9 protein-coding genes are annotated in these 13,965 nt (G+C 29.4%); 8 read left to right on the top strand and 1 reads right to left on the bottom strand.

The features are described from left to right. The 8 genes from DMB92_RS08865 to DMB92_RS08900 form a co-directional block, all read left to right on the top strand. A partial coding sequence (locus DMB92_RS08865; RefSeq protein ID WP_142682696.1) for a glycosyltransferase occupies positions 1 to 505 on the top strand: 505 nt, incomplete at its 5' end. A gap of 232 nt (positions 506 to 737) precedes the next feature. Next, positions 738 to 1,190 carry a glycosyltransferase gene (locus DMB92_RS08870; RefSeq protein ID WP_142682697.1) on the top strand — a complete coding sequence of 151 codons (453 nt, stop codon included), beginning with the start codon at positions 738 to 740 and terminating at the stop codon, positions 1,188 to 1,190. Positions 1,191 to 1,257: 67 nt separating this feature from the next. Then, a complete protein-coding gene (locus DMB92_RS08875; protein WP_142682698.1) occupies positions 1,258 to 2,664 on the top strand; it encodes a hypothetical protein in 1,407 nt (468 codons plus the stop codon). Continuing rightward, positions 2,661 to 5,411 carry a polysaccharide deacetylase family protein gene (locus DMB92_RS08880; RefSeq protein WP_142682699.1) on the top strand — a complete coding sequence of 917 codons (2,751 nt, stop codon included), beginning with the start codon at positions 2,661 to 2,663 and terminating at the stop codon, positions 5,409 to 5,411. Before DMB92_RS08875 ends, DMB92_RS08880 begins: the two co-directional genes overlap by 4 nt. Before the next feature lie 2 nt (positions 5,412 to 5,413). Then, on the top strand, positions 5,414 to 7,339 hold the full coding sequence (locus DMB92_RS08885; RefSeq protein WP_185900188.1) for a heparinase II/III family protein: 1,926 nt from the start codon (positions 5,414 to 5,416) through the stop codon (positions 7,337 to 7,339). A gap of 41 nt (positions 7,340 to 7,380) precedes the next feature. Beyond that, positions 7,381 to 8,883: a heparinase II/III family protein gene (locus DMB92_RS08890; RefSeq protein ID WP_142682702.1), complete on the top strand. Its 1,503-nt coding sequence runs from the start codon at positions 7,381 to 7,383 to the stop codon at positions 8,881 to 8,883. Further along, a complete protein-coding gene (locus DMB92_RS09455; protein ID WP_260604795.1) occupies positions 8,864 to 10,135 on the top strand; it encodes a hypothetical protein in 1,272 nt (423 codons plus the stop codon). Before DMB92_RS08890 ends, DMB92_RS09455 begins: the two co-directional genes overlap by 20 nt. 33 nt (positions 10,136 to 10,168) lie before the next feature. Further along, the gene (locus DMB92_RS08900) at positions 10,169 to 12,094 is read left to right on the top strand and encodes a hypothetical protein (protein WP_142682703.1); all 1,926 of its coding nucleotides are present in this window, start codon (positions 10,169 to 10,171) and stop codon (positions 12,092 to 12,094) included. 50 nt (positions 12,095 to 12,144) lie between these two features. Here the strand turns inward: DMB92_RS08900 and DMB92_RS08905 are convergent. Then, positions 12,145 to 13,965 (bottom strand): CDP-glycerol glycerophosphotransferase family protein (locus DMB92_RS08905; protein WP_142682705.1); only part of this gene is annotated, 1,821 nt, incomplete at its 5' end.

Below are 13,965 nucleotides of genomic sequence, written 5' to 3' on the forward strand. Positions count from 1 at the left end.
TTTCAGCTCGAAAAAATACGCCAATGACCTAAGCATAAAAGCCATTTTAGAACTTAGTAAAAAAGACTTCTTTAAAGATCTTAGCTTTAAAATCATAGGCGATGGAGAATTATTTGATGAACTTGTAAAACCTTTAAAAGAATTTAAAAATATCAGTATAGAAAAAAGATTTTTAAGACAAAATGAAATTTCAAAACTCCATAAAGAATATGGCATATTTTTAAATCCAACAAGGTTGGACTCTCAAGGTGTTTCAAGAGATGAAGCTATGTCAAGTGGTCTTGTGCCAATTACTAATAAGCTTGCTGCGATTCCTGAGTTTGTTGATGAAAATTGCGGAATGCTTGTTGCGGCTGAGGATTACAAGGCTATGGCTGATGCTATCGAAGAGCTTTATTATAATGAAAACAAATTTTTAGAACTTTCTAAAAATGCAGCAAAAAGAGTAAGAAAACAAAGTAGTGAAGAACTTGTGATACAAAAAGAGTTGGAGCTTTTTAGATGAGTTGTATTTTGAAATTTGCTCTGCTTAATTCCTGCGTAAGCAGGCGGTTTCAAAATTTTAGAGATATTAAATTTAATATAAATTTATATCAAATAAAAAGTAAATATTTGATCAAATTAAGGCAAAATATACATATATATGATAATATAAATCAATATTTTACTAAAAAAATGAGTAAAAAGTTAAATAACTTTATATCAATTCTCATTATTTTGCCTTAAAAAGTTTTTTTATGTGGTTTATTTTTAAGATTTTAAAGCCTTGTTTTTTGCGTTTTGGAGGTAAATTTTGGTGTTGTTTTTTGTGGTTTTTGCCTTTTATAAGTGCAAAAATTTTCAGCTCGAAAAAATACGCCAATGACCTAAGCATAAAAGCCATTTTAGAACTTAGTAAAAAAGACTTCTTTAAAGATCTTAGCTTTAAAATCATAGGCGATGGAGAATTATTTGATGAACTTGTAAAACCTTTAAAAGAATTTAAAAATATCAGTATAGAAAAAAGATTTTTAAGACAAAATGAAATTTCAAAACTCCATAAAGAATATGGCATATTTTTAAATCCAACAAGGTGGGACTCTCAAGGTGTTTCAAGAGATGAAGCTATGTCAAGTGGTCTTGTGCCAATTACTAATAAGCTTGCTGCGATTTTTATAGCAAAGAATGAAATTTATAGGAAGGTAGCTTGATGAAAAAAGTTTTGATTTTTGGCTCTTGTGTGAGTAGGGATATTTTGGATTATGATAGGAGGGATTTATGACAAAAAACGATGTTTTTTATAATATCTTAAAAATTAGAAATAAACTTAAAGAGAAAAAGATTAAGTATTATAAGGTTCATTTTGTTGATAGTGGTTTTGGAGATCTTATCACTTGTGCCTCCATAGCGTCTTTTTATAGTGATTTATTAGGACTTAAATTTAGGGGTATAGCTAATGAGGAATTGAAATTTATTGCTTTTTATTCATATTTTTATGAAAAATTCTTAAATGATTTGTCTATTTTCCCCAATGAAGAAAAAATCAGCTATATTAAGATAAATAACCCCTTGCTTGATACGCAAATTATTCTTGATGAGCTTGAACATATAGATGATGAAAGCGTTATTTGCATAGCACCACAGCATCTTTTTCACACCGATGATTATGGTTTTATTGCTTATGAAATGGGACTTAATTTATATAAAAATCAATTTATTGATTTTTTTCATGAAAAATTAGAGCATTTTGGATTTTATAAACAAAGCTTTTATGATATGAAGCATATCAATATTACACTTCACTTAAGACTTGGCGATTGTGCTGCTTTACCTTTAAATAATCAAGGGGATATCATAGTTTGTGATTGGTTTGGTAGAGCAGTAAATACCCATAGCTGGTATAATCTTAAAACAAAAAAAGGAAATGAATATGTCTTGGAAAAATATACTCAGCTTGAACGCATTATCAATTTTACTAAAGAGATCAAAAAGAAAATTCCAAATGCTAGGGTTAATTTAATAACAAATGGATATGATATTTGCTTTCAAGAAATTTATAAGCAACGTTTTCAAGATAATCTTAAAAACTTGAACAAAACCCTTGATATCAATGTTGTTAAAGAATACATTGATAAACAAATGCAAATTTTAAATGAAGATCAAATTTTAGATAAAAAGATCGTAGGGGAAAATTATGAAAAATTTTTAGCCAGCATCCAGTGTATTTTAGGCTCAAATATCATTGTATCAAATCACAGATCCTTTGTGTTTAGGGTTTTAGCTGGTTGGAAGAAGGATTTAGCTTTTCCTCAAAATGTCTTTTTAAATGGTTTAGAACAAGGGCAAGACACATACCTAAAAGAACTTAATATCAGTTTAAACAAATATACTGATTATAATATTATCCTAGAACAGATCGTCTCTAAAAAGGAAAACTCACAAACAGAATTTCTTAATCATAAGCAAACTATACTCAAACTTTATGATGAAAATACAAAATTACTCCAGCAGTGTGAGTCTTTGAAAAAAGAAAAAGAAAAAATAAAAGAACACTTATCTTATAAACTAGGCGAAGCTTTAATCAAAGCTTACAATAATGTCTGGGGGGGGGGGATTGTCAAATTCCTCTTTATCGATGTGCCTAGGATAAAAAGAGAATTTAGGGAAAAGAGGGATAAAAAATGAATAATGTTGATTACTTAGAAATCAAAACACTAAAAATTAAAGAAGTAACTTATATTGAGATTATGCATAATGATTTGTTTTATATAAAATCAAATAAATTGCATATGATCAAAAATTATAATGATTGCAAAGATGATGAGCTTGAAAGACAAAGTGTTTGTTTGCCTTATGAAAATGTTTTTTCTTTACTAAAAATTAAAGATGCTCTTTTTCTTACCCTGGGTAAAGACGGACAGCATTTTTTAGGAAGTTTGCAAAATGATGGGTTTAAAATCCTCACATCTGTAAATACTCCTTATCTTGAAGAGTATTTAGAACTTTCAAAAACTAAGGCTCTAGCTCTTTTTAATGATGTAGATAATACAAATTCGGCAATTTATAGCATTGATTTGAAGGGAGAGGTAAGCAAACTAAACCACCAAGCACATACGAAGATATATTCTATAGCAAGGGTAAAAAATACTATCTATGCCAATGTAAAGGCAAAAAAAGGAAGTGAAGTTTATGTTATAGCTAAGCTTGATTATCTTTCGAGGTTAAAACCCGAAAATATCTTTTTTAGTAAGGGTGTATTTTATAAGCTTGTTTCGAAAAAAGATAGAGTCTTAATGACAGCAGATTCTTTTACGCAGCTTGTGGATAAAAATTCAAAATCTATTTTTGAGGATAGGGAAATTGGCAAAAGTGGAATGCAAATCAACTCTTCTTTAGTTATACAAACGAGGCTTGGTAGAAGCTACACCTTTTTAAGTTCATGGAGAAGAAGCAAAGAACACCCTTTGAGTTGTTTATATATCTTAAGAAATGAAACAAAAAGACTTTATAAAAAAACTGATGATATAACTTCTTTTGAAGAAGGTCTAAAATGGACCGGCTTTCATATTCATAAAACAGGTTTTGTAAAAGACTATGAGCAAAGTTTCGCATTTTGCAATAAATTTGGATACCCTTTAGTATTAACAATACACAATACCTTACTCAAGAAAAATCAAAATTTATCTAAGATACTGCCTTGTAAAGAAATTCCATATGCTGATGATAAGAGCGTGATTTTAGAAAATAAAATTCAAATTTCATCTAAAGACACGAAAAATGTATCAGTATCAAATCTTGCCGATCTTTCACCAAATAAAAGAACAAAATATTATATCACTATAGATGTAGAGCAGCATTTAAAAAATATTCCTTTTGCTATAACAGGAGAGGGGTTAAATCCTCAGTGTGGGGTGTATTTAATTATGGATATTTTAGAAAAATATTCTCTTAAGGGAGTATTTTTTATAAATATTTATGAGCATAAAAATTTTAATGATGTGATTGAAAAAATCATTAAGGATATAGATGATAGAGGTCATGAAGTTGCCTTGCATCATCATTCTAACCCTAGTTCTAAATGGACAAATAATATCATAGATTATGATTTAAAAGAGCAAATTGCTTCTTTAAGATATGGAAAAGAATTTATAGAACATATCACAAAAAAACCTTGCGTATCCTTTAGAGGTGGAGCTTATTTGATTAACGCTGATACGCTTAAAGCTTTACAAGAGCTAGGATTTAAATACGAAAGTTCCGCTTTTGCCCTTTCAAAACAAGATATGGTATATAAAAGCATAAATAAATTAGCTCGTTATGGTTCTTTAGTGGAGTTTCCTGTAACAACAAATTTTTTACCCAACTATCTTAGTAAGATAGATATAAACACTCAGGGCAATGCAAAGGATATGCTTGATATGATGATCACACACCGAAAACATGGCTTAACTCATATAGTAACCATGCTTCATTCCTTTTCTTTTATTAGGTGGCAAAAAGGAGGAGATGATACTTTAAAAAGTAAGCTTAGATTTACTGCAAATCGTTATGCTGTTGGAGTAAATAACAAGCTTATCAAAGAATTTGATGATTTTTGCCGGTTTATGTCTTTGCATGATGAGTTTGAAAATTCTACCTTTGAAGAACTTAAAGATGAAGATATTGTTTATGCTATTGAGCATGATAGGGATATTTTGCCAAAGGATAAATTTATTTTTAATACTCATGATTTTTGTCCAATTTGTAAAAAAGAAGTTCGTTTTGCCTCTTATCGTTCAAGAAAAAAAGCACTTTGTCCAAATTGTCGTTCATTAGAAAGAATGCGTTTAAAATACCTTTATTTAGAACGAATTTATAAAATTTACGAGCAAAATACAAAAAATATTCTTCATATAGGACCTGCTATGTGCGTTTATAATGAGCTTAAAAAGATATCTTGGCACAACTATCTCACAAGCGATCCTTTTTCTGATGCTATATATAAATATCCTTTAGAAAAAATGCCTTTTGAAAAAGGATTTTTTAATCTTATCATTTGCGTAGGTATTTTAATGCATGTTTTGGATGATGACAAGTGTCTTTTGGAGATGATAAGGCTCTTAAGTTCTGATGGAAAAATGATTTTGTGGCTTGGAGGACTTAGTGAGGAAAAGACTGAAGAAAGATATGATAGATCTGATTTTGATAAAATGATAGCCACTGATTTTTCATATCCTCAAGATCTTTCAAAGGGACAAACTATAGAGCTTCCTGATGGAAAGATAGGGTACAATCCAAGATTTAGCACAAGAACTTATGGAAAAGATGTTTTAACTAAGTTAGAGAAATTCGGTTTAGACTATGAACTTTTTTATGCAAAAGATCTTGTTGGTTTTCAAAGATATGGGATTAGAGAAGATGATTTACTTATCATTGCAAATAAAAGGGTGTAATGATGATAAAAAATGAAATGCAAAAATTGTTGTATGAAGAAATTTTAGATACTACCGAGACTAAACCTTATCAAAGTATAGATTTTAACAATGTAAATTTTTTACAAAATCCTTTTCATCATACATCATGGATTTTTATTTTGCATAAGATGGATTATTTAGTAGAACTTTTAGAACATTATCAAGAAAGTAAAGATGAAAGGGCTTTAGAGCTTATTCTTAAAATTCTTTACTCTTGGAATGAAAGTGTTATAGGGGGGGGGCATTTAAATAATCCTTGGGCTTTTCATGATCACGCTACAGCCTTAAGAACTTGCAATCTTATTAAACTTTATAAGTTTTTTATGCGGCAAAACTTCAAAAGAGAAAGTGATTTTTTAAGATCTTTACTTCAAATCCACTTAGTTAAATTGCTTGATGAAAAATTTTATTCTAAAATGACTAATCACGGACTTGATCAAAGCATAGCACTCTATCAATGTGCCTTTGAGCTTAAAGATCAAAAAGCAAAAGAAAAAGCCATTGCTAGGATAAATGATGAGCTTAGTTTTGCTTTTTGTGAAGATGGAGGTCATGTAGAAAATACCCCCTCTTACCTCCACTATGGTTTAATACAAGTTCAAAGATGCCTTTTGCTTGGTCAAACTTTGGAAGGAAAGGAATCAAAGATCGCTTTTCCTATGGAGATTTTTAAAAAAGCATGTTTGAATTTGGGTTTTTTTACTCAGCCAAATTTAAGATTACCCCTTATAGGAGATACGCAAGATTTTAGTCCAAGAGACTTTGTTTTAAATGATCTTAATATAAGAGATTCTTTAGAGTATCAAAATTATCTTTATCTAATCTCAAGTGGCATAAATGGTCAAAAGCCAGATAATTTAGAGCTTTTTTTGGAAAAAAGTGGTTATGTGATCTTGCGTTCAAGCGTAGAAAAAGATCATTTTTTAAATTCTTTGCATTTTGTTTTTAAATGCACTCATTTAAGTAATTATCACAGACACAATGATGACTTGAGTTTTACACTTTTTTATGATAATGAAGAGTGGTTTTTAGATAGTGGTTTGTTTGAGTATGCAGAAAATAATACCTTGAGAAAATATCTAAGAAGCCATAAAGCCCACAACTTAACTAGTCCAAATGGTGTTGTAGCACATACAAACCTACAAAGAAGCAAAAAAACAAGGATAGAAAAATTTATCAATAATGAAAAGTATTGTGAATTTGAAGGTTTTTCTTATATGTTTGATCACTTCGAAAATCATAGAAAAATCACTTATGATAAGAAAAATTTATCATTTAAGATCAATGATACTTGCAAGCCATTAGATCAAATCGCCACAAATAGTATGAAACTAAATTTTAAAAATAAAGAAAAATTTTATACTACAAGTTTTATTATACCTAGTAATAAGCAAATTCTTATCGATGAAAAAACAAATAAAATAAGCATTCAAGGTCAAAATAAAACTTGTATTTTAATCGCAAAAAATTTTAAAGGCTCTATAAGACTTGTAAAAGGATATGAAAAAGATGGAAAATTTCAAGGTTTCATATCAAGAAAGATAGGTGAAAAAGAGAAGGTGTATTATCTTGAGTTTAATCATTTGGATTTTAATTTAAATGTTGATTTTTTTATATTTTTTCTTGATAATAACGCAAAAGAAAACCAAGCTAAAATACAAGAAATTACTCAACTAGAACTTGAGATCTTAAAAGAAAAGTATAGTGCTTTGATTCATCAAACAAGAAATTGTCTTAAGCCAAATGCCTTAGCCTATATGTGGGGTAAAAGGTGGCTTGAAGCAAGTAAATCTTTTAAAAAGCTCCTTTTTGTTTATTTTGATATGTATAAGGATTTAAAAACTTTTAGGAAGCAAAAAGAGTTCAAACTTCAAAGTATTGATTTTATGATAGGGGGGGGGCATTAAATCATGAAAAGATCAAGCTTATCTATAGAAACGATGAACTTATGCTAGATTTTCCTATAAATTGGACACAAAATCCATACAAAGTTCCTTCTTTTGCTCATCACCTAAATTCTTTACGCTGGCTTGATCAACATAGCCTTAAGGAAATCAAAATGGTTCTTAAGGATTTTTATAATTTTCATATCGTGCAAAAAAGGCAAAATCGTTATTATACCAATATAAAAGGCGATCATGCTACTACAATCAGGCTTTATTTTTTAGAAAGATTTTTAAAATCTTTTTTAGAACTTAAAGATGAAGAGGGGATGCTTGTGGTTAAAAGTCTAATCATTCAAGATTTATTAAATTTGCAACGCCCATCGATGTATAGAAAAGGACATAATCATGGTATAATGAGCGATAGTGTTTTGATGTATTTTGCTTTAAAGAAAGACTTTAGAGCAAGTGTTGATATTGTTCCAATCATTAAGCGTTCTTTAAAAACTTTTTATCATATGTGGTATAAAAATGGCGAAACAACAGAGCATTCTCTTACTTATCAAGAGTTTAATTTAGGGGAAAGTATAAGATATATTAGGTATTTAAAGGAAATTTTTAAAACTTATCCTTTTTCTTTCGTTGAAAAATTAAGATTGTTACTAACTAAAAAAGATATAGATTTTCATATCTTAGTTTCGCAAACAAGAAAATTATGTGGTTTTATGCTAAGATCTGATGAAACTTATTTTCCTTTAGGGGACTCTACAAGAGAGCCTATAAAATCTATCCTTTATTCCCATATAAACAAAAATGCTTCTAGTATAACTCAAGCTTTAGAGCCTTTTTCAAAAGAGCATGGCCTTTATTTTACTCCTCGCTTTGTTGCTTTTAGGAATGAAACTTTACATTTTGCAAGCACTTGTCAGCATTTTTCAAACTCCCATAAGCAAAATGATGAATTTCATTTTTGTTTGGATATAAATCAAGAATGTATTTTTGATGATTGCGGTCATGCTGATTTTACAAATGCAGAAACCGCAGAACTTATGTCTTGCGAAAAGACACATTCTACTATCACTATATCAAATATCGAATATAGCCCTAAAAAATTTTCAAATTTTAATTCAAAAATAAATTCAGCAAACATAAATGATGAAGTGTTAGAAGTTATCATGCAACACCAAAGAATAAATCATGTCAAAATGCAAAGAATATTTTTACTCGATACAAAAAATATTTCTTTACATATACAAAACCATATAGAAATCTTTGATATGAATTTAATTCATGAAGATTTAGAATTTCGTTTTGTTTTATCTCCTAGTATTGTCTTTGAAATATTTAATGAAAATCTTGTAAGGCTCAGAAGTGAGCAACAAAACTATTATCTGAAATGCGTTGATGATTTATGCTATAGTGTTGATAGCCAAACAATACCTTATCTAGCAAGTTATCCAAACTTACAAACAACAAATATGCTTATTTTTAAGAAACATATTTCAAGCTCTAAGGAAAAGCTTGATTTTATATTTTATAAGGATATGAATGACGAAGTTATCTCATAGTATTTTTTATGATTTATCATCAGCTATTTCAAGCAATAACAAAGAAATTTTTATTAGCTATAAAAAGGTTTTGTTTCCTATGTTTGTGGATTTTAAAGGTAGTGATAAATGGGTAATTTTTTCTCCTGGATCAATGAGAAGAGAAACTATGATGCCTGTTTTTCAAAGGTGGCATTATGCTGATTGCTTAGAAGCCAATGTAATAAGTTTATTTGATCCTACTTTATTTCATTATCCAAAATTAACCATAGCTTGGTTTTTTGGAGATGAACAAAGACATTATGCAAATTTACTAGGGGAAATACTATCAACATTTTTTGCTTCCAAAGACATAAATACGAAAAATATCCTATTTTTTGGTACTTCAGCAGGCGGTATCCCAAGTGTTTTGTTGGCAAAGCATGTGAGAGGTTGTAAGGTATTTATAGGTAATGCTCAAACAAGTACTGATAAATACCATCCTCATCTTTCTACAGCTTTATATAAAACAGTTGCTATGAAAACTGATGAGGTATTTTTGAAATTCAAGAACAGATTATGTCTTTATGATATAGATGCAGATTTTACGCTTTATAATGCTCAAAATTTTTTTGATACTTTTCATTATAAGTGGCAATTTTTACCTTATTTTGATCATTTAGAAAAGAAGCAAACTCAAATGAAGTATTTTTTCTTTGTTTATTATGATGAAAAAACTGGTCATGGTCCTTTATCCAAGGAAGAAGAAATTTATCTCATACACTCAATTTTAAACGAGTGGGATCTAAAAGCTGTGATTAAAAGAAATATAAAATTACTACAGAGTAAGAAAAATTTTATATATACTTTTAATCCTTTACTAGGAGCAACAACTCGTCTTAAATCCCACCTTTCTTATAAACTAGGTCAAGCTATGATAGAAAACTCAAAAAGTATAAAAGGTTATATAAGAATGCCTTATGTCTTATCTTATATAAAAGATAAACATAAACAAGAACAAAGGGCTTATGAACAATCCATTAAAGAAAATCCAAGTTTAAAACTACCTCCTTTAGAAACTTATAGTGATTATAAAGAAGCTTTAAAAATAAAAGAACACCTATCTTATAAACTAGGCGAAGCTTGGATCAAAGCTTACAATAATGTCTGGGGGGGGGGGATTGTCAAATTCCTCTTTATCGATGTGCCTAGGATAAAAAGAGAATTTAGGGAAAAGAAGATAAATAAAAATATGAAAAATTATATCAGAAAGGATAAAAATGAGCGTTTTTAAAGAAGAGGATTTAAAAAATACCTCTTATGAGTGTTGTCTAGAGGGGGGGGGTATTATATTGACATACTGAAGTATCAGTATATTGATAGCGTGCAATTTTCTTTAAAAGGCGAATACCACTTACTTGGAGGAGAGATTTTAGTTGATGCTTTTCTTGAAAAAGAATGGATAAATGTATTTAAAACTCACATATCAGACTTAGAAATAAATATAAGATTTGATACCCAAGAAAAAGTTAAATATATAAGGATCAGCTTTTCTAAACCCTTAAAAATAGGTCTCAGTGATCTTAAGATCATCACAAGGGATTTTCGTGGTTTAATTGTGGCTTCAAGAAGTGATGGATTTGGTTGCAGGGTTTTAGCCATGATGAATGCTATGTATTTTCAAGAACATTCAAATCTTAAATTTGGTTTTGTTTGGGAGGATTCAGAATATGATGAAAAATCCATAAAAAATAGAGACGGCAATCAAATTTTTGGACTTCATACCTCAAGTGAGGCTTATGTTTTTGATCCTGATTTTATCCAACGCTATTCTTACACTGGGGTACTACCAGAACGATCCTATGTAAAGCAAGTTACTTTAAAGCAAATGCAAACTACATTAGAATACCCTTGGGGTTCTTACACTTCTCATTTAACTGCACAAATTGTAAATAGACGCTTAAAAAATACTCAATATCTTAAAAAATATAAAAATTATTGGGAAAATATAGGTTTTTCTCAAGATCTTAAAAAAGTTATGTTACAAGCCAATGAAGTGGCAAAAAGATTTGATAATGGCTTTATTACTATTAATATGAGAAGTGGGGATATAGTCTATGATGAAAGACCTCATTTAGCTTCCTTTAACAAGGCTTGTCCAAGCGAAATAATTATAGATCTTATAGACAAGGCTTTAAGAAATAAAGAAGAAGTAATTTTATTTTCTGATGATTTGACAGGGATTAGAAAGATTAGAGATCTTTATAAAAAATCTGTTCATATCGTTGATGATTTTATAGATCATAGACTTCAGGGTGTAGATAGAATAGTCTATGAGATAGTGTTAATGTCGCATGGGAAAGAAATTTATGCTGGAGAAAGTACTTTAGCAAGAATTGCTAGTTATATAGGACTTGGTAAAGAGGTAAGTTTTTATTATGATATTTTTAGTTTGCAAGAACAATATGATATTGTTCTAAAAAATCTTTTTAAGGCTGATCTGCACCCAAGACAAAAGGCATATTCTCCTTGGTTTTTATATATTACAGGGAGTAAGATAGATAAAGATCAGCAAGAATTATTTGATCATATAAGCCAATGTATCAAGTATGATGATAATCCCTCATATTATCCTTATGTTTTATTACATTATTTAAGATTTAATTTTATGGATAAAATTGATTCTTTGAGCGACAAGATAATACTTGACGATCATTTTTGCTCAGATATAGTTTATGGTCCTTTTTATGAAGAATTTTATAATCTAATATATAAATATAAAAATACTTCTATATTTTTATCAAAATGTCTTAAAGAATTAAATCAATATATCATATATAAATCTTCAAGAAGAAAAATGCCTTGGGAGATCTTAAAAGATGAACTTATAGACGAAGATTTTATAAGGTATTCAGCAAAAATCAGAATTAAAAATCAGCTATCTTATAAGCTAGGAGCGATTATGATTCATGATAGCAAGAGTATTCTAAGCATTTTTAAGCTACCTTTTGATTTAATAAAATGTGGTAAAGAACATAAAAATAAATCAAAAAATAAAACATTAGCTTCACTACCTCCTTTAGAAACTTATAGTGATTATAAAGAAGCTTTAAAAATAAAAGAACACTTATCTTATAAACTAGGAGAAGCTTGGATCAAAGCTTATAAAAATTGGTATAAGGGTGGCTTCATCAAATTCATCTTTATCGATGTGCCTAGGATAAAAAGAGAATTTCAAAAGGCTAAAAAATAAACTTAGATTTGCTTTTGTATTATCAAATGAGTTATATAAGGGGATAATTTTTAAGGCACTTGTTCCAAAGCCCTTATCTGCTTATAAATCCTCTCGCAGCATTTGCCATCTTTAAATTTAAAGGTATTTTTTATATTATTAGCATAAATCCCACTTGCCTTGCCCTCATTTTGAAGCAAGGCTTCAAGCTCTTTAAAAAGCTCATTTTCATTTACACAAACTGGTGAAAAGCCATCTTTTCTATAGTCAAAATAGCCTTTTTGCCAGTGCTTACCACTAAAAAACTCCTCCTCATCAAACTGATAATAAAGCGTGCTTTTGCCAAGATAAGCCATTTCAAAAGCCACACTTGAATAATCCGTGATCATAAATTTAGAGCTTATAAAAAGCTCTTGCAAACTTACATTTTCATCTGCTATTTGTATATATTTTGGTAAAAAAAAGCCCTTTAAATAAGCCTTGATCTGAGGGTGAGGGTTAAAAATAAGCTTAAAATCATACTTTTCAAGCAAGGATTTTAATTTTTCACTTTTTAAAAAGCCCTGCCAAGCCTTAAAATACTCACTTTCAAAAAAGCCCTCATTAAAACGCCTTTGCATAAGCTTTTTGCTATAATTTCCGCTTAAGTATTGTCTCCAAGTAGGCATTACAAGGATTTGCTTTAAAGGAGTTTTGTTATTTTGAAGCAAGGCATCATGTCTTGCAAGTCCTGTTAATTTTACTTCTTTAGCACTAAATTTATAATCCTTTGAATTTATGATAGACTTATACTCAGGCTTAGTTGAGGTGATGAAAAGATCTATTTTTCTTTGATTGAGCCAGTGAGATATGTTATTTTGGATAACTCCGTGTTGTAAGAAAACAAATTTTCTTTTGAGAAGTGTTTTTTTGCCAAGTCCTTCAAAAAAATAGCGATCTATGTGAGAAGATATCAGCTTATCTGCTTTTAAAAGCAAAAACTTAAATTTCAAAGACTTTGGATCAACCAGCCTAAAACCCTCATTTTTAAGCCTTTCATAATCAGGACTTGTTTTTCTAAGCACAAAAGCTATTTTTTGTTCTGGGTGATTTTGCCTTATAAAGCGGTATAAATGTTCAGCATTATCATCAGCTCTTAAGGGCATATCAGCTAAAAGCCATAGTTTTGTTTTTTGTTTTGAAAGCTCTTGAGAGGGTAAGGCTTCTTCTTTTAAATTTAAGATCAAAAATCTTTCTTTAAAGCTTAAAAAACGAGAGTTCATGATAAGATTTGTTTCAATGAGAGCAAAAATTTCTTTTAAAAGTTCTAAAATCTCTGTTTTTTCTTTTAAATCAAGTTCATTTTCTTTTAAAAACCAAGACAAATCATAAAGCACGACATTTTGCATAAAGGCTGGAATTTGCCCCTTAGCAAGCTTCAAAAAGCTTAAATACCCCTCAAACAAAGCCTTTGAATAAACAAAGTTATCCATAGTCGAGCTTTTATCAAATCTTTTTGTGTAGTAGTATCTGGCACTTTTTAAAAAGGCAGTTTTTTGCTTTAAATTTAAAAGCAAGAAGTGATTCAGAAAAAAGGCATCCTCAAATTTAGGCAAAGTGGTAGGAAATTTTAAATCCTCAAGTTTTTTATAAGAAAAAAAGGCACAATTTACAGCAAGTTGGATAAATTCCCCTAAATTTTCATTTTCTAAAATGAGAGTTTTTTTAAATTTATAATTTAAGCTATGAGAATCCTTATAGCGAATTTTCATAGCTTCCCGGTAAAAGATGAGCTTACAAGCTACTAAACACAGATCTTCACCTTCCTCTTTTCTCAAAAACCTATCCACCTCATAAAAATAATCCCTATCTAAAAAATCATCAGGATCAGTAAAAGTTACCCATTCTATATC

It is taken from the genome of Campylobacter sp. MIT 99-7217, from assembly GCF_006864365.1.
Classification (GTDB): domain Bacteria; phylum Campylobacterota; class Campylobacteria; order Campylobacterales; family Campylobacteraceae; genus Campylobacter_D.

Excerpts from the sequence above, each read along its gene's own strand:
- DMB92_RS08870 (WP_142682697.1), top strand. The coding sequence starts at position 738 with ATGTGGTTTATTTTTAAGATTTTAAAGCCTTGTTTTTTGCGTTTTGGA.
- DMB92_RS08875 (WP_142682698.1), top strand. The coding sequence starts at position 1,258 with ATGACAAAAAACGATGTTTTTTATAATATCTTAAAAATTAGAAATAAA.
- DMB92_RS08890 (WP_142682702.1), top strand. The coding sequence starts at position 7,381 with ATGCTAGATTTTCCTATAAATTGGACACAAAATCCATACAAAGTTCCT.
- DMB92_RS09455 (WP_260604795.1), top strand. The coding sequence starts at position 8,864 with ATGACGAAGTTATCTCATAGTATTTTTTATGATTTATCATCAGCTATT.
- DMB92_RS08880 (WP_142682699.1), top strand. The coding sequence starts at position 2,661 with ATGAATAATGTTGATTACTTAGAAATCAAAACACTAAAAATTAAAGAA.
- DMB92_RS08885 (WP_185900188.1), top strand. The coding sequence starts at position 5,414 with ATGATAAAAAATGAAATGCAAAAATTGTTGTATGAAGAAATTTTAGAT.